The following is a 26,104-nucleotide window of genomic DNA, read 5'->3' as shown; positions in this document are numbered from 1 at the left end:
CTCCTTTTCAATGGGATGACTTGGCGCTGAACTGCTTCCAGGTATCGCCTTCCTGATGAAGGTCGTGGGCGCGCTTGATCAGGTACTGGTGGATCTGGTCGACCTGCTCGGGGGTGAAGGCGTCGGCGAACGACGGCATGCCATCCGGCACGCGGCCACCGAAGAGGATGCCGAGGAACATCTGGTGCTTTTCCGGGGTGAGCTTGCGCAGGTCGGGCAGCACGCCGCCGCTGACCGCGTGGATACCGTGGCACTGCGAGCAGTAACCGTCGTACAGCTTGGCGCCCGCCTCGATCGAAGCGGTGTCGTTGCTCAACGCGGGTGGTTTGGGGGTGTCCGGGCGTGGCGCCGGCTCTTGCAGCTTGGCGGTGCCGCCCAGCTTGTAGGTCAGCACCTGGGCGTACGGCTGCACGCCGGCCCGCAGCGACAGGGCCCCGGCAAAGGTGGAGAACGCGCCGCCCCAGCCGGCCATGAAGGTCACGTACTGCTCGCCATCCACGCTGTAGGTGACGGGCGCGGCCATCACGCCGCTGGCAGCCGGTTGCTCCCAGAGTTTTTCGCCGGTGTCGGCGGCATAGGCGATCACCCGCCCGTCGGCGCTGCCCTCGAACACCAGGTTGCCCGCGGTACTCAAGGTGCCGCCGTTGAAGATGGTCACGTAGGGCACTTCCCAGGCGGCCTGCTGCTTGACCGGGTCCCAGGCGATCAGCTTGCCCGACCAGCTCTTGGCCATCTCCAGCAGGCCTTCGGCGCCTTCGGGCATCATCCCGGTGCGCAGGCCCAGCTGGTACATGCTCTTGAACGGGTTGCGCTTGGGCGCCTCGGGGATGTGCTCGTAGTAGGCCGACATGATGTGCGCCGGGATGTACACCAGCCCGGTGTCGGGGTTGTACGACATCGGCTGCCAGTCATGCGCGCCCCAGAACGCCGGGGTCACCAGGTTGCGCTTGCCGTTCTTCCAGTAGGCGGCGTTCTCTTCGTCCAGGATCGGCCGCCCGGTCTTCATGTCCATGCCCTTGGTCCAGCTCTGCGGCACGATGCCCTTGGCCGACAGCAGCTCGCCGGTGGCGCGGTCGATCACATAGAAGAAGCCGTTTTTCGGCGCCTGCATCAGCACCTTGCGCGGCTTGCCGTCGATGGGCAGCTCGGCCAGGATCATGTGCTGGGTGGCGGTGTAGTCCCAGGCATCGCCCGGGGTGGTCTGGTAGTGCCACACGTATTCGCCGGTGTCGGCATTGACCGCCACGATGGACGACAGGAACAGGTTGTCGCCCTTGGCCTGGCTACGCCATTTGGGGTCCCACAGCGAGCCGTTGCCCACGCCGATGTACAGCAGGTTCAGCTCCGGGTCGTAAGCGAACGAGTCCCAGGCGGTGCCGCCACCGCCCTGCTCCACATAGGCATCGCCGAACCAGGTCTTGGCGGCGATCTCCATGCCCTTGCCCTCGGGCGGCAGCTTGGGGTCGCCCGGCACGGTGTAGAAGCGCCACGCCTCCTTGCCGGTTTCGGCGTCGTAGGCGGTGACATAGCCCCGCACGCCGAACTCGGCGCCGCCGTTGCCGATCACCACCTTGCCGTTGACCACCCGAGGGGCGCCGGTGATGGTGTAGCTGCGCTTGTGGTCGGCGCGGGTGTCGACCGACCAGGCGCGCTGGCCGGTCTTGGCGTCGATGGCCTCCAGGCGCCCGTCGAGCACGCCCACGTAGACCTTGCCCTTCCACACCGCCACGCCACGGTTGACCGCGTCGCAACAGGCTTCGCCGGCGCGGTGGCGGTCCGATTGCGGGTCGTACTTCCAGATCAGCCTGCCGTCGCGCGCATCCAGCGCGTACACCACCGAGAACGGCCCGGTGGTGTACATCACCCCGTCGACCACGATGGGGGTGGCTTCCACGCCACGGTCCAGGTCCAGCTTGTAGCTCCAGGCCAGGCCCAGCTGGCCGACGTTCTGGTCGCTGATCTGCTTGAGCGGGCTGTAGCGCTGTTCGTCGTAGGTGCGCCCGGTGCTCATCCAGTTACCGGGCTCCTTGTCGGCGGCGATGATGCGCGCGCCATCGACGTTGGCCGGGATGTCCGCAGCCAGCGCCGGTGTACCCGCCAGGCTCAGCAGCACGGCAACGGCAAGGGATTTGAGGGGAAGCGAGGCGAGGCCAGTCTGTCTCATGGGAGTGTCCTGTTCTTATTAGTGGCGCAGTCTTCGCGCTGCGCCATCAGCTCATCGCAACCGCCATGCCAGCTGTGACATGAACCGCCACAACCGCTCTGGCACGCGGCTTTGCGCGCGCCGCACCGATGCCGCCCACGCTGCAATCAACGCTACAGGTGTTGCATCACCCGCTACACAGGGCGCACACCTGTAGCGCAGTGCTGGCCCGGCGCACGCCGCATTCACAAATCGAATGACAGGGATTTCAACATTTAATTTGTGGATAGCTAAAGATGGTCATAACGTAGCGGTGCAATCCCTGAACGGGGCCGCCCGCCGCAGGCTGGCCCGGGGGACACAACAACAAACATCGAGACTGTCCATGTCCAGAACCACTTACTTCGCCCCCCACGGCGGGCACCCGGCTCAGACCGAGCTGCTGACAGACCGTGCCATGTTCACCGAAGCCTACGCGGTGATCCCCAAGGGCGTGATGCGTGACATCGTCACCAGCCACCTGCCCTTCTGGGACAAGATGCGCATGTGGGTCATCGCCCGCCCGCTGTCGGGTTTCGCCGAGACCTTCTCGCAGTACATCGTCGAAGTTGCCCCTGAAGGCGGCAGCGAGCGCCCGGAGCAGGACAAGAACGCCGAGGCGGTTCTGTTCGTGGTCGAAGGTGAAGTCGACATCACCCTGCAAGGCAAGCCGTACACCCTCAAGCCAGGCGGCTACGCGTTCATTCCGCCGGGCGCCGACTGGAGCCTGCGCAACAACAGCGCGGCCAACGTGACCTTCCACTGGATCCGCAAGCACTACCAGGAAGTCGAAGGCCTGGCGCACCCGGAAGCGTTCGTCACCAACGAACAGGACGTTACCCCGATCCCGATGCCGGGCACCGATGGCGCCTGGGTCACCACCCGCTTCGTCGACATGGCCGACATGCGCCACGACATGCACGTCAACATCGTGACCTTCCAGCCGGGCGGCACCATCCCGTTCGCGGAAACCCATGTGATGGAGCACGGCCTGTACGTGCTGGAAGGCAAGGCGGTGTACCGCCTGAACCAGGACTGGGTCGAAGTGGAAGCCGGCGACTTCATGTGGCTGCGCGCCTTCTGCCCGCAGGCCTGCTACTCGGGTGGCCCTGGCCCGTTCCGCTACCTGCTGTACAAGGATGTGAACCGCAACGTGAACCTGACGCTGAACCCAAAGCGTTAAGCAGGTAGCAATGCAGAAAGCCCGCCGTGACTGGCGGGCTTTTTTGTGGGGAAGTGACCCGCAGGCTCACACCGCCTGTGCTTCGAGCAGGCCGGTCAACACGCCCGCCAGCGCTCGTACCATCGGGTCGGCCGTCTGGCGATGCAGAATCAGAATCTCGTAGCTGTCGATCACCGGCAGGCCGTCCGCCTCGCCGAGCACCCGGTGCTCGGCGGTGACGGCGCGTGGCGGCAGCAGGCTGATACCCATGCCGTCGGCCACGGCGGCCTGAATGCCGCTGAGGCTGGAGCTGGTGAACGCGATGCGCCAGCGCCGGCCCAGGCTCTCTACTGCGCTGATGATTTCGTCGCGGTACAGCCCGCGTGGCGGAAAGGTCACCAGCGGGATCGGGTCCAGCGCCAGGGCCGGGTTGTGCGCGCTGTCGATCCAGCGCAATTGCTCCGGCCAGCTGGCCACCCCTTCGCGACCGTTGCGCCGCTGCTTGAGCAGCACCAGGTCGAGCTCGCCGTTGTCGTAGCTCTGGCTGAGGTCGCGGCACAGGCCGCTGGTGACTTCGAGCTTGACCTGCGGGTGCTTGCGGTTGAACGCCGACAGCGCGTTGGTGGTGCGCCCGCCAACGAAGTCTTCGGGTACGCCCAGGCGCAGGGTCACGCCGACCGTGGCGCCGGCCAGGGCTTCGAGCATCTGGTCGTTGAGGGCGAGCATGTGGCGGGCATAGCCGAGCAGGGTCTGGCCGGCGTCGGTGGGCAGCACCTCGCGATTGCCGCGCTCGAGCAAGCGGTGACCGACCATCTCCTCGAGGCGCCGGACCTTCTGGCTGATGGTCGACTGGGTGGAATGCAGGCGCGTGGCCGCCGTGGTGAAACTGCCGCAGTCGGCCACCACCACGATGGCGCGCAGCAGGTCGAGGTCGAACAGAGACCTGTTGGGTTTGAGGCTGAGGCTCATGGCGGGATTCAGGTTTTGAATGGGTAGGCGGTTTTCTAGCATGTACCGGGGGGTTGGGCAAATGCGCGAACCTGCAGGAGCCGGCCTAGCCGGCCAAAGGGTTGGGTTACCCCAGCAGGTTCGGCACAGACGAAATCAGCAGCGAGACACCCGAGGCAGTCAGCAAGCCCAGCACGATGCGGCGAAACTGCAGGTCGCTGATGCCGATGTACAGGCGCGTACCAAGGAAGGTCGGAATCAGCATGGCCGGCGCGACGATGGCGAAGAACGGCAGCATGTCCACCGTAACGATGCCGGTGCCCAGGTAGGTGAGCATGGTCACGAACAGCATCGACAGGTTGAAGTTCTGGATGATCGAGCGCTGCAGGTCGCGCTCGTAGCCCTTGAGGGTGCACCACAGCGTCGGGACCGTGCCGGTGAAACCGCCAAGCCCACCCATAACGCCACCGATCACACCGATGACGCCATCGACCAGCCGGCCGGCCAGCGGGATTCTCGGCAATCTGCCGGCCAGCAGCATGACCGGGCACCAAGTCACCAGCAGGGCCCCGAGCAAGGTCTTGAACCAGTGCATGTCCAGGTTGGGCAACAGCGCAACACCCAGAGGAATGCCGGCCAGGCCACCGAGGATGAAGGGCAGCAGGCGTTGCAGGCTCAAGCCCCGGCGCACCGAGAACGCGGCCACCACCTGCCCGGTGAGGCCGCCGAACACCGCCAGGGTGGCGGCCAGCTTCGGGTCGAGCACCCAGGCCCAGAACGACATCGCGACCATGCTGAAGGCGAAGCCCGAAAGCCCCTGGACGAACCCCGCAACAACGGCCCCGAGAGCGACCACCAGGTAGATCGTGAGCATCTGCAAGACATCCGGGGTGACTGTGAACGAGTTAGCGATGATGCCATCGCGCAGGGGGGGCCTGTCCAGCATGTCAGCCCCCACTGCAACATCGTCACACCGCCAGCAGCACGCCCCACAACGGCAACGCTGCAGCCAGCCAAACCATTGCACGCGGCCAGTACGGCAACAGCATCGCCACCCCGAACCCCGCCAGTGAAATACCGCCAAACCAGGCTACCGGCCCCATCGCCCAGCCCCAGGCCACGCCACTGACCCACAGGCTGATGGCCAGCGCCGACCAGCCCGCCGACCGCAGGGCCACCCTCAACCAGGGTGCAGGTGACCTGCCCCACACCTGCTTGTAGTGCCGCTCCAGCCCCAGGCACAACGCCAACATACCCACATAGGCAAACACCACCGCGCCGATCATCAGCATGTCATTGCCCCTCCACCGCTACCGTCGCACGCTTGCGCGCAGGTTTTTCTTCACGCGGCGCCACGCAGCGCCATGCCGCATACGCCAGCAACCCACCCAGCACCACGCTGGTGGCCTCCAGCACGCGGTGCGCCGGGTCGTGCTGCGCGGTCAACGCGCCCAGCACCGGCAGGCCGATGCACAGTACCGCGGCCAGCCCCAGCTGCTCGGCCCAGGCGCGCTGCGCCGGGCGCAAACCGGCATGCAGCAGCGACAGCAACCACACCGCGAAGAACGCCTTGACCTCCCAGTTGGCCCGCTGCGCCAGCTCCACCGGCAGCAGGCGGTTGGCCCACAGCAAGCCTGCGCAGGCCAGCATCAGGCCGGCGACGAACGCCACGTTGAAGTTCTCGGCCACCTTGTACCAACGCTGCGCCGACACCGAGGCACTGGCGTACTTGCGCCGGCGCTTGACGCAGAACAGCACCAGCCCGGTGCCGATCATCGCGGTGCTGACCAACGCACACACGAAGTACAGCCAGCGCATCGGATAGCCGCCGAACTGGGCGAAGTGCAGCCCCGCCATCACCCGCTGGGTGAGCACGGCAGGCCGCATGTCGGGCACATCGCGCAGCAGCTCGCCGCTGACGCCGTCGAACACCATGGCCTGCCCCTTGCTCAGGGCGATGCGATACCCCAGGGTCGGGCGCACCTCGATCCGCGCGGCCGCCGTACCGGGGTTGGAGATACCGATGCTGCTGATGGCGCCCAGCCGCTCTTGCGCGCTGGCCAGTACCGGGGCCAGGTCGACCAGCGCGGCTGGCTGCTTGAGCGCCGCGCGCGGCGTGGGCAGACGCTGCTCGCCCTGGGCCTTGTAGTACGCCTGGTTGTCACCCTCGAACAGCGCATCCACCGCCGCCGGCATGTAGATCAGCAAAAAGATCACCAGCCCGGTGTAGGTGATCATCAGGTGAAACGGCAACAGCAGCACCGCGCTGGCGTTGTGAAAATCCAGCCACGAGCGCTGGCCCTTGCCGGGGCGGAAGGTGAAGAACTCCTTGAAGATCTTCTTGTGGATCACGATGCCGCTGACCAGCCCCACCAGCATCACGATTGCCAGGGCACCGACCACGAAGATGCCCCAGTTGCGCGGCAGGTTCAGGGTGAAGTGAAAGCGGAAGAAGAAGCTGCCACCGGCCGTCTCGCGCACCTCGATCGGCTCGCCGGTATGCGGGTCGAGCGGGGTGCCGCCACCGCGTCGACGCTCGCCGGACGCTACCTGCAAACCGGGCGAACGCGCATCCGGCAGGCTGATGTTCCAGTTGCTGGCGCCCGGTGCATGCTGGGTCAGGTAGGCCAGCCCGCGTTGCGCGGCCTGCAACTGGGTGAGGTCGTGGCTGCGCACCTCGGGGCGCATCCAGTTGTCGATTTCGCTGTCGAACACCGCCAGCGTACCGGTGGCGAATATCGCGAACAGCAGCCAGCCGAAGATCAGGCCGGCCCAGGTGTGCAGCCACGCCATGGATTGGGTGAAGGTATTTTTCATCTCACAGGCTCCACAACTGCGGCCAGAAGCCGACCGCCGCCAACGGCACCGCCAGCGCCGCCGGCCACCACGCACGCAGGGCATCGCGACTGGCGAAGGCCCACAGGAACGCGCAGGTGTAGAACGCAAAGGACGGCAGGCTGGCCACGATCACCGCATCCACCGCAGGCATTGGCAGCACACGGGCCAGAAAAGCCGTGGCCGCATAGCTGAATGCATAGCCGCCCAGCAAGGCGGCTGCCGCGCGCGACACAATCAACAACCAGACCGGTCGGGTGTTGCTCATCAGGTTTCTCCTTGTGCTGCCGCTGGCAGGCGCAGGTTCACGCGCAGGCCCGGCTTGAGGTTCTGTGCCCATACCTGGCCGCCCTGCAATTGCACCCGGCAACGGGCGATCGTCAGGCCCAGGCCGAAGCCGTCGCCGCCCGGGCGTGCGGCGTCGAGTCGGGTGAAGGGTTGGAAGATGGTCTCCAGCGCAGCCTCGGCCACGCCGGGGCCCTGGTCGTCGATCCACAGGTGCCAGCAATCGCCATCGCGCCGGCCGCCCAGGCGCACCTGCCCGTTGGCAGGCGAATGGCGGATGGCATTGCGCACGATGTTTTCCATCGCCTGGGCCAGGCCGTTGAGGTGGCCGCGCACCAGGCAGTCTTCGGTGAGCGCCATGGGCAGTTGCCCCTCACGCCAGCCGGACTCGAAACAGGCGTTCTCGCGTACCACCTCCCACAGGGTCTGCACCTCGACCGTGTCCAGCGCCAGTTGCGGGCGCTCGGTGCCGAGCCACACCAGCTCCAGGGTGTCGTCGACCAGCTGGCGCATGCACTGCACCTCACGGGTCAGGCGCTCGCGCAACACATCATCGTCGGGCTCGTTTTCGGCGGCCATGTGCAGGCGCGTCAACGGCGTGCGCAACTCGTGGGACAGGTCGGCGAGCAGGCGCTGCTGCAGCGACACGGTCTTTTCGAGGCGCTCGGCCATGTGGTCGAAGGCCCGCCCCAGATCGCCCAGTTCGTCGCTACGCCGGGAAATCGCCGGGTCGACCCGGGTGTCCAGGCGGTCGGCACGCAGGGCATTGGCCTGGGCGCGCAGGTGCGCCAGCGGGCCGATCAGCACGCGATACAGCAGAAAACCCGCCAGCAGTGCCAACAGCGCCGGCAGTAGCCCGTGGATCAGCAGTTGCACCAGCAGCGGACGCATCGACGGCATGAAGCGCTCGGGCAACTGGATCACCAGCCTGCCGGCCTGGGGCGCCTCGGGGAACGGCACGCTGATCGCCGGCAGCTCGGTGGAGCGCTTGCTCATGGGCCAGTCGAGCTCGCGCATGAACGTCACGTACTTCTGCTGCTCATCGGTCAGCGTCTGGCTGCTCAACGAGCGCAGGTCGCTGCCCAGCACCAGCGCCCAGCCCGGCTCGCGGATCTTCAGGTCGGCCAGCCACCGGTCGACGCCTGGCGTACCGCCGCTGCGCCACGCCGCGTGGGCCTCCACGGCGTAGCCCTTGAGCACCTGGCGCGCCTCCTCGCTCAGGTGATAGCTCCTGCGCTCCAGGTGCGCACCGCCCGAGCGGCTGAACCAGATGATCGACAGGCACAGCACCACCAGAAGCGCGCACAGTTTCCACAGCAGCGAGTGACGTCCGGGCAAGCTCATGCCGGCACCTGTGTCAGCACGTAGCCCTTGCCCCATACCGTGGCCAGGCGGCCGGCATAGCCGATGGCGGCCAGCTTGCGGCGCACATGGCTGACGTGCATGTCCAGCACGCGGTCCTGCTGGGAGAACGGCCTGTGCAGCACCTGCTGGTAGAGGAACGGCTTGCTCAGCACTTCCTCGGGGTGCGCCAGCAGCACTTGCATCAGGCGGTACTCGATGGGGGTGAAGCTGGCCACCGCGGCGCCCAGCTGCATGTCCTGGCGCATGTCCTTGCGCAGCGCCGCCGGCTCGCCCTGCGCGCCTTCCGGCGCGGCCCGCTCATAGGCAACCCGGCGCAGCACCGCATCGATGCGCACGTCCATCTCGTTCATGCTGAACGGCTTGGGCAGGTAGTCGTCGGCGCCCTGGCTGAAGCCGACGATGCGGTCCTGCTCGGCACCCAGTGCCGACATCAGGATCACCGGCACCATGAACCGCTCGCGCAATTCACCCAGCAGTTGCAGGCCGTCGCGACCGGGCAGGAGGATGTCCATGAGGATCAGGTCGAAGGCCGTCCAGGCCTGCAGGTCGGTGCTGTCGTCCACGCCATGACAGACGCTCACATCGAAACCGCGGCGACGCAGGTGCTGTTCCAGATGGGCCGCCAGCAGCGGATCGTCCTCGACGGCCAGAATCTTCGTGGCAGGTTGTGCTGATAGATAACTCACGCTTCACCTTGGGTAGTACGGGTGTAGAGGGCCTGAAAACACAAAAAAGCCGCCCCGGGCCGATCGATGCGCGATCGACCCGGGGCAGCCTGTAGGCAATGGCGGCTCAGAACGAGATGTTCAGTGCCGCGAACAGCGCCCGGCCCGGCTGGTTGTAGGTGTTGGCGCCCGAACTGCTGGCGTTGCCACCCCGGTGGATCTGCTTGTCGAACACGTTGTTCACGCCAAAGCGCACGTCGTAGTTCTTGGTGATCTTGTAGCCGGTGCTCACATCGACCAGGCCGTAGGCTTCGACGTCCTGCTGGGCATCCAGGTCGTAGTTCTGCTGGGTGCGGTAGTTGTAGGTCGGCGACTTCTGCTTGCCGAAGTAGGTACCGGCGACCTGGAACGACAGCTTGTCGGTGGCACGCCAGTCCAGGGTGCTGTTGACCGTGTACTTGGGAATCACGCTCAGCGGCTCGCCGGTGTCGCGGTTGTCGTTGTTGAGCATCAGGGTGAGGTTGGTGTTCCAGTCCAGCGACGGGGTCAGCTCGACGAAGAAGTTGCCTTCCACCCCTTCCACCAATGCCTTGTCGGCGTTTTCCCACTGGGTCACGCGGCGACCGCTGTTGATGTCGTAGATCACGTCGGTGCCACCGATGATCTTGTTCTTGTAGTCGTTGCGAAAGTACGTCGCGCTGGTGCGCCAGGTGCCACGGTCGTAGAGCAGGCCGATTTCCTTGTTGACGCTGGTTTCGGGGTCGAGGTTGGGGTTGCCCTGCAGGTAGCAGCCACCGTTGTTGGTCTGCTGGGTGCTGCAACCGTTGCCCCGGCTGTAGAGCAGGTAGTTGGGGTTGGCCTGGTACAGGTTCGGGGTCTTGTAGGCCCGCGCGATACCGCCCTTGACGGTGAGGTCGTCGGTGAGCTTGTGCGCCACGTTCAGGCTCGGGCTGTAGTTGTCGCCGAACTCTTCGTGGTGGTCCAGGCGCAGGCCCGGGGTGATGGTGGTGTCGCCGATCACGATGTTGTCTTCGGCGAACAGGGCGAAGCTCTTGGCCGACATCTTCGAGTCGCTGCGATCGAAGCCTGCGATTTCATTGCCGGCACCACCGCTGGGGTCGAAGCTTTGCGGGCGCAGCGAGCCCTTGTCGTTGAGCACTTCGTACAGGTACTCGCCACCCAGGGTCAGCACATGTTCGCTGCTGTCGAGGCTGAACGGCAGGTTCACTTCGCTGGACAGGCGCGTGTTGCGCAGGCGCGACATGTCGGCACCGGTGTCGTTGATCGAGCCTTCCGGGCCACCGGCCAGACCTTCGTTGAGGCGCCAGTTGCGCACGTATTCATACGACAGCGACGACTTGGTCGAGCCCCACTGGAAGTCGCCCAGGTGCGTGAGGTCGTAGGTGCTGCGTTGCATCACGTTGGTTTCGTGGCCGTACAGGCTGGAGATGCGCTCCACGTCACCGCCGCCGTTGCTGTTCATGGTGTCGCCGGCGTAGATATTGCCCTGGCGGCTGTAGCCGCTGCCCAGCTCCAGGCGGTGTTCATCGTTCAGGCGCCAGCTGAGCAGGCCGTTGATGTCCTTGTTGCGCACGCCTTCGCGGCCGGCCACCAGCGCGCTGTTGGCGCTCTTGGCGTTGATGTCCAGGTCATCGGCGTCGGTCTTGGCCAGGCCGCCATACACACGGAACGCCAGGTCGTCGGTGAGGCCGCCGCTGAGGCTGAAGTTGGTGCGCTTGCTGGCGCCTTCGGCGTGGTCTTCGGGCAGCGTGGTGAACAGGCTGACGTTGCCCTGCAGCTCCTGGGTGGGGCGCTTGGTGATGATGTTGACCACCCCGCCCATTGCGCCGGAGCCATAGCGTGCAGCAGCCGGGCCGCGCAGGATCTCGATGCGCTCCACCGCCTCGGCCGGTACCCAGTTGGTTTCGCCACGGGTGTCGCGGTCGCCGTTCCAGCCGTAGCGCACTGCGTTGCGGGCGCTGGAGGGCTTGCCGTCGATCAGGATCAGGGTGTTTTCCGGGCCCATGCCGCGCAGGTCGATCTGGCGGTTGTTGCCGCGTGCGCCGCTGGCGCTGTTGCCGGTGAGGTTGACCCCCGGTTCGCGACGGATGATGTCGGACAGGTCGTTGGCGGGCGGGTGACGCTTGATGTCCTCGGCGGTGATGATCGAAGAGCCCAGTGCCTGCTTGGCTTCCTGCTCGGCGGTGACCATGGTGTTCTGGATCACCAGGGTGTTCTCGCCGTTCTGCTCGTCATCGGCCTGGGCCGAGGTGGCAATCAGGGCCGGCGATGACAGCGCGACAAAGGCCCAGGCCAGGCTGTTGTGGGTACTTCTGGACTGCATTTCACGTCTCCGTCACATCAAGCACAAGGGCAGCCTGCACGGCAGGGCTGCCACAAAGAGACGCCAAATATAATGATTCTCAAATGGGTTTAAATCTTATTTACGAAATTTACATATGGTTCCGCCTGGGCTGATAACCAATCTGTCTAATTTAATAAACAAACCATCACTCATCACCCACGAAAAAACGGAAACATCGGCAATTTTGCGTTTTATCTGCGAACACCCCGCCTCAAAGTGGAAATATTAATTGACACTTGTCTGTCAATTTTCTTATGGTCCGTGCCTCCTGTATGCCATCACTGCGCCACCCCTGCCGAGCACCGCCCAACGATGCCTACCCGCGATCCAGAGCGGGCCGTTGCTGCTCGACACCGTGAAATCAAGGACCTGATCATGTTGCTGCGTCGCCTGCGAATTCAATGGAAGATCACCTTGCTGGCGGGCCTGTGCCTGCTGGCCGTCGTGGTGGTGCTGATGGTGGCGACACGGGTGCAGTCCTCGCGCAGCGCCACGCTGGTGAGCAGCGCCAGCACCCAGATGCTCGACCAGAACGCGCGCCTGCGCCTGCACACCTACGCGCAGCTGCAGGCGGCGCAGATCCAGCGCTACTTTCAGAGCGCCTACCTGTACGGCAACGGTTTTGCAGACCTGGTGATGTACCTGCGCGCCCAGGGCAATGGCGACCTGCGCCAGGTCCTGACCCGCGAAACCGAACGGGCGCTGGGCAACAACCCCGAACTGCTCGGGCTGTACCTGGTGTTCCTGCCCGATGCGCTGGACGGCAAGGACGCGGCCTTCGTCAACCAGGCCGGCGCGGGCAGCAACGAGGCCGGACGGTTCTCGTTGTACTGGTCGCAGCCCAGCCCCGGCACCCTGGAGCGCGAGGCGATGCCTGAATCGATGCTCGCCGACACCAGCGTCTCGGCCAATGGCTCGGTCTCCAATCGCTGGCTGACCTGCACCCTGGAGAGCGGTGACACCTGCATGGTGGAGCCCTACTTCGACACCGTGGGCGACCGCACCCCGCTGACCACCAGCATCTCCATCCCTCTCAAGCACAACGGCAAGCTGATCGGCGTGCTGGGTGTGGACATCAGCCTGGACAACCTGCAGCTGCTGAGCCTGGAGGGACGCAAGGACCTGTTCGACGGCAACGGGCAGGTGAGCATCGTCAGCGCGACCGGCCTGCTGGCCGGGCACAGCGAGGACAGCGGCCAGTTGAGCAAGCACTTCGAGCAGGTGTTCGGCACCGACTCCAGGGCCCTGGCCGAACAGATGCGTGCCGGCAAGGCGGCCGAATTCAACGACAACGGCCTGCTGCAGGTGAGCCAGTCGTTCGCCCCGGTGCCCGGTGCCCAGCCGTGGAGCGTGCTGCTGGAAGTGCCCGAGCAGGTGCTGCGTGCGCCGGCCGTGGCACTCAACAATCGCCTGGACACCTACAATGCCAGCGCCAACCTCAGCAGCCTGTTGATGGCACTGGTGGCCGCGGTGGTGGGGTTGCTGGTGATCTGGCTGACCGCGCGCGGCGTGACCCGCCCGATACTGGACGTGGCGGCGATGCTCAAGGACATCGCCAGTGGCGAGGGCGACCTGACCCGGCGCCTGGAGTATGCGGGCAAGGACGAGCTGGGTGAGCTGGCGGGCTGGTTCAACCGGTTTCTCGACAAGCTGCAGCCGGTGATTGCCGACGTGAAGGCCTCGGTGCACGACGCACGCGGCACCGCCGACCAGTCGGCGGCACTGGCCAGCCAGACCAGCGCCGGCATGCATCAGCAGTACCGCGAGGTGGACCAGGTGGCGACGGCGTCGCACGAGATGAGCGCGACTGCGCAGGATGTGGCGCGCAACGCCGCGCAGGCCGCCGAGGCTGCACGCGGCGCCGACCATGCCAGCCGCGAAGGCCTGGAGCTTATTGGCGACACCACCCGCGCCATCGAACAACTGGCCGGCGAGATGACCACCAGCATGCAGGAGGTGGAGCACCTGGCCACGCGCAGCGAGCAGATCGGCTCGGTGCTGGACGTGATCCGTTCGATTGCCGGGCAGACCAACCTGCTGGCGTTGAATGCCGCCATCGAGGCAGCGCGAGCGGGGGAAGCCGGGCGCGGCTTTGCGGTGGTGGCCGATGAAGTGCGCAACCTGGCCAAGCGCACCCAGGACTCGGTGGACGAGATTCGCGTCGATATAGAAGGGTTGCAGCAAGGCACCCGCGAGGTGGTGGAGGCCATGCACAACAGCCACCGCCAGGCGCAGGACAGCGCGGCGCGTGTGGAGCAGGCATTGCCGGCCCTGCAGCGCATTGGCGATGCGGTGGCGGTGATCACCGACATGAACCTGCAGATCGCTTCGGCGGCGGAGGAGCAGAGTGCCGTGGCCGAGGAAGTGAACCGCAACGTGGCGAGCATTCGCGACGTGACCGAATCGTTGTCCGGGCAAGCCGAGGAATCGGCGCAGATCAGCCAGACACTCAACCGGCTGGCCAATCATCAGCAGGGGCTGATGGCCATGTTCAGGGTGTGATGCGGTTGGCGAGGCGCAACGGTTTAGGCATGAATACGGTCGGCGGCGCGCCATAACGAAAAAAATACTAACTCTTTGGATTCAAATAGAAGATTTTTTCTACAAACACCAAACAAACCGAACAACAGTCAAAAATTTTCTCCGTCATCGTCGGTAGGCTACCTACCTGCCCTTCACGTGCACAAAAAGACGATGACCATGCCAGAACTACCGCTGTACCTCGACTACGCCGCTACTACTCCGGTCGATGACCGGGTGATCGAAGCCATGCTGGCCTGCCTCGGCCGCCAGGGCAATTTCGGCAACCCCGCCTCCACTGGCCACGGCTATGGCCAGGCCGCCCGACAGGCCGTGGACCACGCGCGCCAGCAAGTGGCCGACCGGGTTGGCGCTACCGCAGACGCCCTTGTATGGACCTCGGGCGCCACCGAGTCCAACAACCTGGCCCTCAAAGGCATTGCCCAGGGCCAGCCTGGGCGCCGTCACCTGATCACCAGTTGCCTGGAGCACAAGGCGGTGATCGACACCGCCCATGAACTGGAGCGCCAGGGCCACACGGTCACCTGGCTCAAGCCCGATGCACAGGGGCTGATCCAGCCCGAGGCCGTGCAGGCGGCCTTGCGCGAGGACACCGCACTGGTGTCGTTGATGTGGGTGAACAACGAACTCGGCACCCTCACCGACATTGCCCGCATCGGCGACATCGTGCGCGAACACGGCGCACTGCTGCACGTGGACGCGGCGCAGGCGGTGGGCAAGGTGGCCATCGACCTGGGCACGCTGGCGGTCGACCTGATGTCGTTTTCGGCGCACAAGGTCTATGGGCCCAAAGGCATCGGTGCGCTCTACGTCGGCCCGCGTGCGCGCCCCGTGCTGCAGGCGCAGATGCATGGCGGCGGGCACGAGGGCGGTATGCGCTCGGGTACGCTGGCCACGCATCAGATTGTGGGCATGGGCGCGGCGTTCGAGCTGGCGGGCGTGCAAGGTGATGCGCAAAGCATGCGCATCGAGCAACTGAGCCAGCGCCTGCGTGAAGGCTTGCTGGCCCTGCCGGGCGTGACCCTGAATGGGTGCGCGCAGCAGCGCATCCCGCACACCTTGAACCTGTGCATCAGCCGCAGCGGGTTCAACAGCGCGCAGGTGGCCGGCAGCCTGGCGCTGTCGTCGACCTCCGCGTGCAGCTCGGCCACCCAGGCCCCTTCGCATGTGCTGCTGGCACTGGGGCTGGATGCCGGCCAGGCGCTGAGCAGTGTGCGGGTTAGCGTGGGGCGGTACACCGAGATGGCGGATGTGGAGCGGGCAATCGAGGTGTTCAGGGCTGCGCTGCAGGCGCCGGCAGGGTTCTGGTAAAGCGGCCTGCAGGAGCCGGCCTTGCCGGCGATGGTGCGTATAGCACCCCTGGCCCGGCATGGCCGGGCATCGCCAGCAAGGCTGGCTCCTACACCCTTGCCACGGCTTACTCGGCTTGCACGTAAGCCGCCGGTTTGTCGGCCACCCGATTGCGCTTCACGAAATAGGCCACCACCACCAGCACCGTGGTGGCCGCGATGAACCACAGTTGCAGGCGTGATGCCGGGTCGATGGCCTGGCTGCCGATCACGGCGAGCAGCGCAAGCAGTGCCACGACGTTGGCATAAGGGAAGAACCAGGCGCGGAAGGCCTTGGGGTCGACCGGTTCGTGACGGGTTTTCAGGCGCATGGCCAGGTGGGCAATGATGATGAAGATCCACACGATCATCACGAAGGTGCCGCTGCTCTTGGCCAGGGTCATGAACAGGTCGCCGCCGCTGAGAAAGTGCACGGTCAGAATCGTCAGGCAGATGCACAGGCTGAGCAGCAAGGCATTGAGCGGCACGCCCTTGGCCGTGGTGTGCGAGAACAGCTTGGGCGCATGCCCACGCTGGCTCAAGGAGAACAGCATGCGCGAGTTGGAGAACATGAACGAGTTCATCACCGACATGAACGAGACGAACAGCACGATCTTCATCGCCACCGCCGCGCCGCCGAACCCGGCCAGGGTGAACAGCGACACATAGGGCGACGCCAGGTTGGCCTTGTCGGTCCACGGCAGGCACAGGATCAGGATCGACACCGAGCCCACGTAGAACAGCATCACGCGCAGGATCACGCTCTTGATCGCGCGGATCACGTTGCGGCGCGGGTTCTCGGACTCGCCAGCCGCCACGGCGGCGATTTCACTGCCGCCCAGCGAGAAGATCACCACGATCACCCCCGCCATCACCGGCGACAGGCCATTGGGCATGAAGCCGTCGTGCGCGGTCAGGTTCACCAGGCCAGGGGACGGGATGTCGCTGTGCAGGCCGAGCAGTATCGACACGCCCAGCAGCATGAAGATGAGGATGGTGGCGACCTTCAGCGCGGCCAGCCAGTACTCCACTTCGGCGAACGACTTCACCGAGTAGGCGTTGCTCGCCATCAGGGTCACCAGCATGATGAACGCACCCGCCCAGATCGGCAGCCAGGGCAGAAAGTCATGCAGGATGGCGCCCAGCAGCACGGCCTCCAGGGTGATCGTCATCATCGACTTGAACCAGTACAGCCAGCCGACGGTAAAGCCGGCCCACTCGCCCAGGTACATGTTGGCGTAGGTGGAGAACGACCCCGCATCGGGGGTGCGGCAGGCCATCTCGCCAAGCATGAACATCACCAGGGTGACCACGATGCCGCCGATGAAGTACGACAGGATCGCGGCGGGGCCGGCCGACGCGATCAGCGAGCCGGAGCCCATGAAAAGCCCAGCCCCGATCACGCCCCCCAGCGCGATCATGGTGATGTGACGTTGCTTCAGGCTCTGCTTGAGACTGTTGGATTGCATTTCCTTTACCTCTCTTATTATTGGGAGAAGACGGCAACGTTCTGCAGCGAGATGACGCGTCACGCTTGCAGAAGGCCGCTCCTCACGCAGGCATCGTCATGTGCCTGCGCCGCACGCTTCAGCCTTTTTCAGGCAATGGCTATCAGGGTGGCACCTTGGACGGCAAGGCCGGCTACCTCAAGCGATTTCTGCGCACAACATCCTGCATTTTTTTCCTGAGGGGCTGCAGCGGGTTTGTGGTAGGCGGCGAGCGAGTGGGCCCTGACGGTCATGTGCCGGCAGGGCTCGCAACTATCGGATAAATAAAACTTTATTCACCCGGTTATTACTTGATAACTTCACCTGCCGTGAAGCGGTTGATAACGTTTTAAGTCTCGCGCCCTAAGTAGTACGACTCTCGACCCGGCTCCCCTTCTTTGGTATTCCCCCACCGCGGCTTGCTTGACACACAAGTACCGCCCTCGCAATGCTTGCCCCCAGCAAAACCCCACGATGAATAACAACAATAACAATTGAACAAGGAGTTCGCCGATGCTTGGCTACTATGCGCAATACAGTAGTGTGTACGTCACCACCCTGATGATCGTGACCACGCTGTTCTTCGCCCTGCCGATCTTCATTGCGCCACTCACCTGGGCGCGCCTGATGCAATGGACCATCCCGGAACATACCCACCTGGCCATCTATTTCGGCCGCTGCCTGGGCGCGTTCATTCTGGTGGTTGAAGTGGCCATGTTGCGCTCGGCCACCACCGGCACCAGTTTCAGTTATGCCTTCGACATACTCTTCGTGGTATTCACCCTGATGTTTGTGGTGCATGTCTATGGCGCGATAAAACGTATTCAGCCTATTACCGAAACACTGGAAATCGGCTTCTGGATGATTCTGTTCGTATTGAACATGCTGTTCTACCCCACCACCAGCATTACCCTTTAATACCTGACCCAGCCACTTGAAGGCTGACGCCACCGCGGCGTCGGCCTCTGTGTGCCTGCCCGTCGTCTGTCAACTTTTATTCAGGAATTGAAGATGCTCGATACCGAGGAAGCCCGTTCGCACGCCGCCTTGATGGATCTGGTGCGTCAACTGCTGGAGCAGGCGACCGGTGTCGAGGCCCACACCCTGTACAACGATGCGCCCTTCCACGAGATCGGCCTCACGTCGCTGGCCATCCTGAATTTCAACGAGCTGATCCAGCCCCTCTTCGCCGACCTGAACAAGACCCTGCTGTTCGACTGCCGCAGCATCCGCGACGTTGCCACGCACCTGCTGCGCGAGCATCCGCAGGCCAGCGCCAGCTACCTGCAGGGCCGCCCGCCCAGCCCGCCCCCACCAACCGCAGGCGTCGAGGCCTGGCCCTCGATTGCCCCCCTGGCGCCGTGCAACGAGGAGCCCGCTGGCGATATCGCCATTGTCGGCCTGCATGGCCGCTTCCCCGGTGCCGACGACCTGGATGCGCTGTGGCGCAACCTGCTGGCGGGTGTCGACTCGGTGAGCGAGATACCCGCCGAGCGCTGGCCGCTGGACGGTTTTTTCGCCGCGGGCAGCGACGCCCGCAGCAGCGGCCTGAGCTATGCCAAATGGGGCGGTTTTCTACCCGATATCGATCGGTTCGATGCGCAGTTCTTCGCCATCGCCCCGCGTGAAGCCGCCTGCCTCGACCCGCAGGAGCGGCTGTTTCTCGAATGCGCCTGGCATGCCCTGGAAGACAGCGGCCACCTGGGCGAGCGCGGCCAGTTGCTGCGCGGCGCCCAGGGTGCGCTGGATGTCGGCGTGTTCGTCGGGATCACCAGCAACACCTACCCCCTGCTCGGACCTGCCCTGTGGCAGGCCGGGCAACCGGCGATCCCCAGTGGCCTGCCGTGGTCGGTGGCCAACCGGGTGTCGTTCGCCCTGGACTTGTGCGGGCCGAGCCTGGCCATCGACACCGCCTGCTCGTCATCGCTCACGGCATTGCACAGCGCCATCGACAGCCTGCGCAAGGGCGAGTGCCGGGCAGCGCTGGTGGGTGCGGTCAACCTCTACACCCACCCCGCCAAGTACGTGCAGTTGTGCCAGCAGCACATGCTCTCGCCCACCGGACGTTGCCATGCGTTCGGCAGCGAGGCGGACGGCTTCGTGCCCGGTGAAGGGGTTGCGGCCGTGGTGCTCAAGCCGCTCGAGGTGGCCCGGCGCGACGGCGACCGGATACTGGCAGTGATCAAGGGCAGTGCGATCAACCACAGCGGGCGCACCAACGGCTACACCGTGCCCAGCGCCGGTGCCCAGGCCGCGCTGATCGAGCGGGCGCTGGCCGATGCCAGGGTACCGGCCGCCAGCATCAGCTACATCGAAGCCCACGGCACCGGCACGCGCCTGGGCGACCCCATCGAGTTGCAAGGGCTCAGGCAGGCACTGGGCGGGCAACACTCGGCGACCTGCCATGTCGGCTCGATCAAGGCCAATTTCGGCCACCTGGAAGCGGCCGCCGGCATGGCCGGGCTGAGCAAGGTGGTGTTGCAGTTGCAGCACCGGCGCCTGGCGCCGTCGCTGCATGCCAGGGTGCTGAACCCCGACGCCGGGCTCGAGCACAGCCACCTGCAGATCGTGCGTGACACGCGCGATTGGACCAGCGACAACGGCCCGCGCCGCGCCGGCATCAGCTCGTTCGGCGCTGGCGGCGCCAATGCCCATGTGATTGTCGAACAGGCCCCCGAACCCACACCGTCGAGCGCCAGCACGGGCCCGGCGGTGTACCCGCTGTCGGCGCGCAGCCAAGCGCAAGTGCGCGAACAGGCCACCGCCCTGCTGGCCTGGTTGCAACGCCACCCCGACGCATCGGCCAACCAGCTCGCCTACACCCTGCAATGCTGCCGCCCGGCGTTCGACCATCGCTTCGCGCTGGTAGCTGCCGACTTGACGCAGTTGCAGGCTGGCCTGGAGCGCTTCGTGCAATCGATGCCGGGGGGCTATCAGGGCCGGCTGCTGCCCGGCACACCAACGCGCGAGCTGAGCGCCAGCGCCCCCGATGAACTGGCAGCGGCCTGGGTAGACGGCACGCTCGCACGCTGGGGCCGCTTCTGGCCGCAGCCGCCCAGCCCACTGGCCGCGCCGCTCTACCCCTTTGCCAGGGACCGCTACTGGGTGCCGCGTGTGGCGTCGGCCGCGCCCCACGCCAGCACCCAGCTGCACCTGGATGCCGGCCAGTTCTTTCTGCGCGACCATGTGGTGCAGGGCCAGCCGGTGCTGCCCGCCGCCGCCTACATCGACTTGTGCTGCAACCAGGCGCGCCGCCACGGCCTGGACCTGCCGCTGACCCTGCACAAGCTGACCTGGGCCAGCCCTATCCGTGTCGAGCCCGGCCAGCAGCGCAGCATCGAATGCCGCAGCGAGCGCACCCACGACGGTGTGCGCCTGGCGTTCCAGCCGCTGCCGGCCAGTGACCCCACCCCGAGCTTTCGTGGCGAGTGCCGCGCCGTGCAGGTGCCCGCCGACAGCCTGCCAAGCCTGGCGCAGGTGCGCAGCGAGTGCACCCGACCGCTGGCCCTCGACGCGCTGTACCCCACCCTCGAGCGCCTGGGCATCGCCTACGGCCCCACCCTGCGCTGCATTGCCGGCGCGTGGCTGGGCGAGCAACAGGCGCTTACCGAACTGCACTGGCGCCCCGAGCAGCGCCAGGGCGAACCGCTGAGCACGCTGGACCCGGCGTTGCTCGATGCGGTGCTGCAAAGCGCCTTCGTCACCGCCGCCCAGGGCAATGCACAGATCGACACCACCTTCGTGCCCTACGCCTGCCAGGCCCTGCACGGCTACCGGCCCTTGACCGAGCGCTGCTTCGTGCACGTGCGCCCGCGTGCTGCCCAGGGCAGCCAGATGCGCCTGTACGACTTCCGGGTGTTCGATGCAGACGGCCAGGTGCTGATGGACATCGAGGCCTTTGCCTTTCGCGAGTACCGCGTCGACCCCGAGCATGCCGTGCATCTGCTCGAACCCTACTGGCAGCACCAGCCCGCCGCCCCGGCCGTGCCCGGGCCGATGCCCACCACACTGCTGCTGTGCGACGACCCGCAAGCCTTCGCCCAGTTACCCGCGCAACTGCGTGACGCCGCCTGGCGACTGGTACCCGCGCAGCAGTTCCACTACACCTCACCACGCACCGTCGAGGCCGACCTGGGCGATGCGCGCCACATCGACCTGTTGCTGCGCCTGCTGACCAGCCAGCAGCAGGTACCCGCACGCCTGCTGATCGACCTGCGCAGCACCGGCAGCCAGGACGCCGGCCTGGGCGAAGGGCTGGACGCCGCCCTGGCCACCGCAGACCTGCTGCGCCACCTGTGCCAGGGCCAGAGCACCCCCGCGCTGCATACCCGGATCGTGCTGCACCCCGGCCCTGTCAGTGCCCTTGAAGGGCTGCTGCGCTCGGTGGTGCAGGAGATCCCCAGCCTGAGCGCCAACCTGATCGAAACCAGCCACCAGCCCGGCAGCGCAGAGCGTGAAGCGCTGGCGCACGAACTGCTTGCGGCTGCGCAGCCCGGTGTCAACCGGGTATCGCTGTGCGAAGGGCAACGCCGCGTGGCGAGCCTGCGCTTTGTCACCCCGGGTGCCGGCACAGCGCCGACGCAACTGAGCGCCGGCGATGTGCTGGTGATCAGCGGCGGGCTGGGGGCCGTCGGCCGTGCACTGGGTGAAGCGCTGGCGAGCCTCGGCGGCCTGCGCCTGGCCGTGCTGGGCCGTCGCGCCCTCGATGCAGACGCTGCCCGATGGCTGCAGCGCCTCACGCACCTGGGCGCCGACGATGCCGCCTACTGGCAGGCCGACTGCGCCGATGCCGACTCGTTGCACACTGCCCTGGCCAGCATTCGCCAGCGCTATGGCGCCTGCCACGGGGTGATTCACTGTGCCGGGGTTCTGCAGGACGGGTTCTTCCTGCGGCAACCTGCCCAGGAGCGCGCCAGCGTACTCCAGGGCAAGACCCTGGCCGCCCGCCATCTGGATGCAGCCACCGCCGATGACCCGCTGAAACTGTTCATGGTGTGCTCGTCGCTGGCCGGGGTGTACGGCAATGTCGGGCAGAGCGCCTACGCGCTGGCCAACGCCTGGCTCGACCGCTTCGTGCAGGCCCGCCAGCAGCGCTGTGCCAGCGGCCAGCGCCAGGGCCGCTCGCTGTCGATTGCCTGGCCACTGTGGCAGACCGACAACGGCATGCAGGCCCCGGCGCCGGTGCGCCAATGGCTGGCTCGCCATGGCCTGGCCCTGTTGCCGAGCGATCAGGGGGTGGCCACGTTCCTGCGCTGCCTCGCCTTGGCGCAAGCGGTGTTGATCCCGGTGTGCGGCAAGCGCGACGCGGTTGCACGGTTGTTCGGCATCGAGGCGCCGCCTGTGCAGGTCGCGCCGCAGGCGCCCAGCGACGCGCCCTGCCTGCTCGACTACCTCACCCGTCAACTGGCCGAGGTGACGGCCACGCCGCTGGACAAGGTCGACCCCGACACCTCGCTGGAGGTATTCGGCCTGGACTCGATCCTGGTGATGGAACTCAACGGCCGGCTTGAACAGCACTTCCCCACCCTGTCGAAGACCGTGCTGTTCGAAGTGCGCAGCCTGCGCGAGCTGGCCGCCCTGCTCGGCAGCGAGCACCCGGCCGAAGTCGCCCGGCTGGCACCAGCCCCCGTGGTGGTCGAGCCGCCAGCACCCGCGCTGTCGGTGGTCACGCAGGGCACTGCCGACACCCAACGCCAGGACATCGCGATCATCGGCCTGGCCGGGCGCTACCCCGGCGCACGCGATGCCCAGGCGCTGTGGCAGCACCTGGCGGCCGGCGATGACCTGATCAGCGAAGTGACCTCGCGCTGGGAGCAACCGGGCGGCGACGACCAGCTGTATGCGCGCTGGGGCGGCCTGGTGGATGATTTCGACTGCTTCGACCCGCTGTTCTTCGGCATCTCGCCGCGCGACGCCGAGCGCATGGACCCGCAGGAGCGCCTGTTTCTGCAAACCGCCTGGCATGCCGTGGAAGACGCCGGCTACACCCCGCAGAGCCTGTGCGGGCCGCGCCAGCCGGGCGTGGAGCGACGCCGCGTGGGGGTGGTCGCGGGGGTGATGTACGGCGAGTACCAGTTCTATGGTGCGTCGAGCTGGCCCGCGCGGCCGGCGACCCTGACCAACTCCTCGTATGCCTCGATCGCCAACCGCGTGTCGTTCTGCCTGGACCTGGAAGGCCCCTCGTTCGCCGTCGACAGCATGTGTTCGTCGTCGCTCACCAGCCTGCACCTGGCCTGCGACCTGATTCGCAGCGGCAGTTGCGAGCTGGCCCTGGCCGGCGGGGTGAACCTGTCGCTGCACCCGTACAAGTACCGCATGCTGTGCGAGCTGAACTTCGCCTCCACCCAGGGCCAGTGCCGCAGCTTCGGCGCCGGCGGCGACGGCTACGTGCCGGGTGAAGGCGTGGGCGTGGTGCTGCTCAAGCCGCTGGCCCAGGCCCTGCGCGACGGCGACCACGTGTACGGGGTGATCCGTGGCAGCGAGCTCAACCATGGCGGGCGCACCTCGGGCTATACCGTGCCCAACGCCGAATCGCAGGCCCAGGTGATCGGCCGCGCCCTGCAGCGCTCGGGCCTGCCCGCCGCCAGGCTGGGCTATATCGAGGCCCACGGCACCGGCACCAGCCTGGGCGACCCGATCGAGATCCGTGGCCTGGGCAAGGCCCTGGCCGCCCAGGTACCCAGCGAGTGGCGCTGCCCCATCGGCTCGATCAAGGCCAATATCGGCCACCTGGAATCGGCCGCCGGCATGGCCGCGTTGACCAAGGTGCTGCTGCAGTTCAAGCACCGGCAACTGGCGCCGTCCATCCATGCCCAGCCGCTGAACCCGAACATCGATTTCAGCAACACGCCCTTCGTGGTGCAGCAGCGCCTGGCCGACTGGCCGGACCCTGCAGATGGCCTGCCCCGGGTGGCCGCCATCAGTTCGTTCGGGGCCGGCGGCGCCAATGCCCATGTGCTGATCGAGGACGCTCCGCTGCAAGCGCCACCCGCGCCCACCGGCCCCCAGGCCTTTGTATTCAGCGCGCACAGCGCCGGGCAACTGCGCAGCTACCTGCAGCGCTTTGTCGACTGCCTGGAGCATGAACACGCCCTGGCACCGCAGCACCCCGAGCACTACCTGGGCCTGCGCTGCTTCACCACGCGGGATGTCGCCAGCACCCTGCTGCACGGGCGCCAGGCGTTCGAGCAAGCACGGTTGGCCGTGGTGGCCGACGACTTCGACGCGCTGCGCCGGCAGTTGAGCGAATGGTTGATGAGCCCGCCGGCCGACGACGCACGGGTGCTGCTCAGTGGCCCGGCCCCTGCGCCCGAGTGTGCGGCCCTGGCCCGCACCTGGCTCGATGCGCACCTGCCCGCGACGCCACCAGCGGCGACCCAGGCGTGGCGAAAGGTGCCGCTGCCCGGCTATGAATTCTTGCGTCGTCGCTACTGGATCAGTACGCCGCCCACGGTGAGCAGCCCACCGCTGCCGGCGCCACCGCACGCTGCGCCCGCGGTGACGCCACAAGACATTCTCGACCGCCTGGCCCGCCGGGAAATCAGCCAGCAACAGGCCCGCGACCTGCTGCGCTCGATGCTCTGAATTCGCCTGTTTCCACCTTCAAGGGAGTGATGCAATGCAGCAGCCGACTATCGCCATCATCGGCGCCGGGGCCAGTGGCCTGGGCGTGGCAAAGGCCCTCGGCGAAGTGGGCCTGGCCTTCGAGATCATCGAAGCCACCGCGCGTTTCGGCGGCAACTGGCAGCCCGACGGCCCGGCCTCGAAAATGTATGAAGCGGTGCACCTGATCAGCTCCAAGCGCAACACCCAGTTCGCCGACTTCCCGATGCCCGAGCACTACCCGGACTACCCGCGGCACACCCAGGTGTTCGACTACCTGACGCAACTGGCCGAGCATTGCCAGCTGCAGCAGCACACCCGCTTCAACACCCGCGTCACCCACATGGACAAGACCGCCGACGGCTGGCTGCTGAGCTTCGACGACGGGCGCCAGGCCCGCTACGAGGCGGTGGTGGTATGCAACGGCCTGCTCGGCACGCCCAAGGTGCCGCAGTACCCCGGCACCTTCAGCGGGCAGGCCCTGCATGCCAGCGCGTACCGCAGCTCGGCACAGTTTCGCGGCAAGCGCGTGCTGGTGGTGGGTGGCGGCAACTCCGGTTGCGACATTGCCGTGGACGCCGCGCAAACCGCCAGCCTGGCGCTGCACTCGACCCGGCGCGGCTACCACTACATGCCCAAGTTCATCGATGGCCAGCCGACCCAGGAATGGCTGATGGACCAGGCGCCGAAATTTGCCGACGAGGACGAATACTGGGCGCACGTGGAGCGCAGCTTCAAGTTCGCCGGCTACGACGGGCGCGACTATGGCCTGCCCGCACCGGACCACGGCATTCGCGAATGCCACCCCATTCTCAACTCGCAGATTCTCTACTACATCGGCCATGGCGATGTGCAGGCCAAGCCCGACATCAGCCATTTCGACGGCCAGCAGGTGCACTTTTGCGACGCCAGCGTAGCCACCATCGACCTGATCGTATGGGCCACCGGCTACGGCATCGACCTGCCGTTTCTGCCGCTGCAGACCTTCGACTGGCAGCGCGATTTCGACTCGCTGTTTTTGCGCATGCTGCCGGCCGAGCACGACGACCTGGTGTTCGTCGGCTACCTCAACACGCCGTCGGGCATCGGCAACCTGGCCAACATGACCGGGCGCTTCGTGGCCGCCTACCTGCAGGCCCGTGCCTTGCGCAGCCCGGCCTGGCACACCGTGCAGCAGATCAAGCGTCAGCCGCAGCTGCTCGACCTGGGCCAGCAGCGCTTCATGCAGACCCAGCGCCACGCCCACGAAGTGGACCTGTGGAAGTTCATCCGGGCCGTGAACTTTCTGACCGCGCGGCTGCAGCCCTCGCCACCCTTGGCGCGTAGCGCCTGACCATCG

Annotated in this window: 16 protein-coding genes and 1 pseudogene; 7 read left to right on the top strand and 10 right to left on the bottom strand. The window is 66.2% G+C overall.

The genetic code is table 11. The features are described from left to right. Positions 1–7: 7 nt before the first annotated feature. Positions 8–2,164 (bottom strand): PQQ-dependent dehydrogenase, methanol/ethanol family, encoded by a 2,157-nt coding sequence (locus NP552_RS10585; RefSeq protein ID WP_054915158.1) that lies wholly within the window; start codon positions 2,162–2,164, stop codon positions 8–10. A gap of 364 nt (positions 2,165–2,528) precedes the next feature. Between NP552_RS10585 and NP552_RS10580 the strand changes: the two genes are divergently transcribed. Beyond that, entirely contained in the window at positions 2,529–3,365 is an 837-nt protein-coding gene (locus NP552_RS10580) for a bifunctional allantoicase/(S)-ureidoglycine aminohydrolase (RefSeq protein ID WP_043861160.1), read from the top strand. A gap of 66 nt (positions 3,366–3,431) precedes the next feature. Here the strand turns inward: NP552_RS10580 and NP552_RS10575 are convergent, their stop codons facing one another. The 8 genes from NP552_RS10575 to NP552_RS10540 all read right to left on the bottom strand — a co-directional run bounded on the left by NP552_RS10575 (position 3,432) and on the right by NP552_RS10540 (position 11,786). Next, on the bottom strand, positions 3,432–4,313 hold the full coding sequence (locus tag NP552_RS10575; RefSeq protein WP_043861159.1) for a LysR substrate-binding domain-containing protein: 882 nt from the start codon (positions 4,311–4,313) through the stop codon (positions 3,432–3,434). Between the two features lie 106 nt (positions 4,314–4,419). After that, the gene (locus NP552_RS10570) at positions 4,420–5,238 is read right to left on the bottom strand and encodes a sulfite exporter TauE/SafE family protein (RefSeq protein ID WP_231390634.1); all 819 of its coding nucleotides are present in this window, start codon (positions 5,236–5,238) and stop codon (positions 4,420–4,422) included. A gap of 22 nt (positions 5,239–5,260) precedes the next feature. Then, the gene (locus tag NP552_RS10565; RefSeq protein WP_274096711.1) at positions 5,261–5,584 is read right to left on the bottom strand and encodes a DUF3325 domain-containing protein; all 324 of its coding nucleotides are present in this window, start codon (positions 5,582–5,584) and stop codon (positions 5,261–5,263) included. A 1-nt stretch (position 5,585) separates the two neighbouring features. Beyond that, entirely contained in the window at positions 5,586–7,109 is a 1,524-nt protein-coding gene (locus NP552_RS10560) for a PepSY-associated TM helix domain-containing protein (protein ID WP_274096710.1), read from the bottom strand. Between the two features lies 1 nt (position 7,110). After that, positions 7,111–7,395: a hypothetical protein gene (locus tag NP552_RS10555; protein WP_043861156.1), complete on the bottom strand. Its 285-nt coding sequence runs from the start codon at positions 7,393–7,395 to the stop codon at positions 7,111–7,113. Beyond that, entirely contained in the window at positions 7,395–8,756 is a 1,362-nt protein-coding gene (locus NP552_RS10550) for a sensor histidine kinase (RefSeq protein ID WP_088515198.1), read from the bottom strand. The genes NP552_RS10555 and NP552_RS10550 overlap by 1 nt, the downstream gene beginning before the upstream one ends. Continuing rightward, on the bottom strand, positions 8,753–9,463 hold the full coding sequence (locus NP552_RS10545; RefSeq protein ID WP_104572668.1) for a response regulator transcription factor: 711 nt from the start codon (positions 9,461–9,463) through the stop codon (positions 8,753–8,755). Before NP552_RS10545 ends, NP552_RS10550 begins: the two co-directional genes overlap by 4 nt. A gap of 106 nt (positions 9,464–9,569) precedes the next feature. Further along, positions 9,570–11,786 (bottom strand): TonB-dependent siderophore receptor, encoded by a 2,217-nt coding sequence (locus tag NP552_RS10540; RefSeq protein WP_274096709.1) that lies wholly within the window; start codon positions 11,784–11,786, stop codon positions 9,570–9,572. Positions 11,787–12,119: 333 nt separating this feature from the next. On the opposite strand from NP552_RS10540, the pseudogene NP552_RS26055 reads away from it, so the two are divergent. From NP552_RS26055 to NP552_RS10530, 3 genes and pseudogenes are all read left to right on the top strand, one after another. Continuing rightward, a pseudogene (locus NP552_RS26055) lies at positions 12,120–13,451 on the top strand (PDC sensor domain-containing protein); the annotation flags it as partial. A gap of 102 nt (positions 13,452–13,553) precedes the next feature. Further along, the gene (locus NP552_RS26050) at positions 13,554–14,309 is read left to right on the top strand and encodes a methyl-accepting chemotaxis protein (protein ID WP_370409154.1); all 756 of its coding nucleotides are present in this window, start codon (positions 13,554–13,556) and stop codon (positions 14,307–14,309) included. A gap of 198 nt (positions 14,310–14,507) precedes the next feature. After that, on the top strand, positions 14,508–15,659 hold the full coding sequence (locus tag NP552_RS10530; protein ID WP_213605859.1) for a cysteine desulfurase family protein: 1,152 nt from the start codon (positions 14,508–14,510) through the stop codon (positions 15,657–15,659). 106 nt (positions 15,660–15,765) lie between these two features. Here NP552_RS10530 and NP552_RS10525 read toward each other — a convergent pair whose 3' ends face one another. Then, positions 15,766–17,145, bottom strand: a complete 1,380-nt coding sequence (locus NP552_RS10525) for an amino acid permease (protein ID WP_043861150.1) — start codon at positions 17,143–17,145, stop codon at positions 15,766–15,768. Positions 17,146–17,676: 531 nt separating this feature from the next. On the opposite strand from NP552_RS10525, the gene NP552_RS10520 reads away from it, so the two are divergent. The 3 genes from NP552_RS10520 (at position 17,677) to NP552_RS10510 (ending at position 26,098) form a co-directional block, all read left to right on the top strand. Next, the gene (locus tag NP552_RS10520) at positions 17,677–18,081 is read left to right on the top strand and encodes a hypothetical protein (RefSeq protein ID WP_274096708.1); all 405 of its coding nucleotides are present in this window, start codon (positions 17,677–17,679) and stop codon (positions 18,079–18,081) included. A gap of 93 nt (positions 18,082–18,174) precedes the next feature. After that, entirely contained in the window at positions 18,175–24,747 is a 6,573-nt protein-coding gene (locus tag NP552_RS10515) for an SDR family NAD(P)-dependent oxidoreductase (RefSeq protein ID WP_274096707.1), read from the top strand. A 34-nt stretch (positions 24,748–24,781) separates the two neighbouring features. Beyond that, entirely contained in the window at positions 24,782–26,098 is a 1,317-nt protein-coding gene (locus tag NP552_RS10510; protein ID WP_054915169.1) for a flavin-containing monooxygenase, read from the top strand. The last annotated feature ends 6 nt before the right edge of the window (positions 26,099–26,104 follow it).

This window comes from Pseudomonas sp. 8209 (assembly GCF_028682105.1).
In the GTDB taxonomy this organism is placed as follows: domain Bacteria; phylum Pseudomonadota; class Gammaproteobacteria; order Pseudomonadales; family Pseudomonadaceae; genus Aquipseudomonas; species Aquipseudomonas palmensis.
Note: the sequence above shows the minus strand (reverse complement) of the source record. Positions and strands in the feature narration are given on the sequence as shown.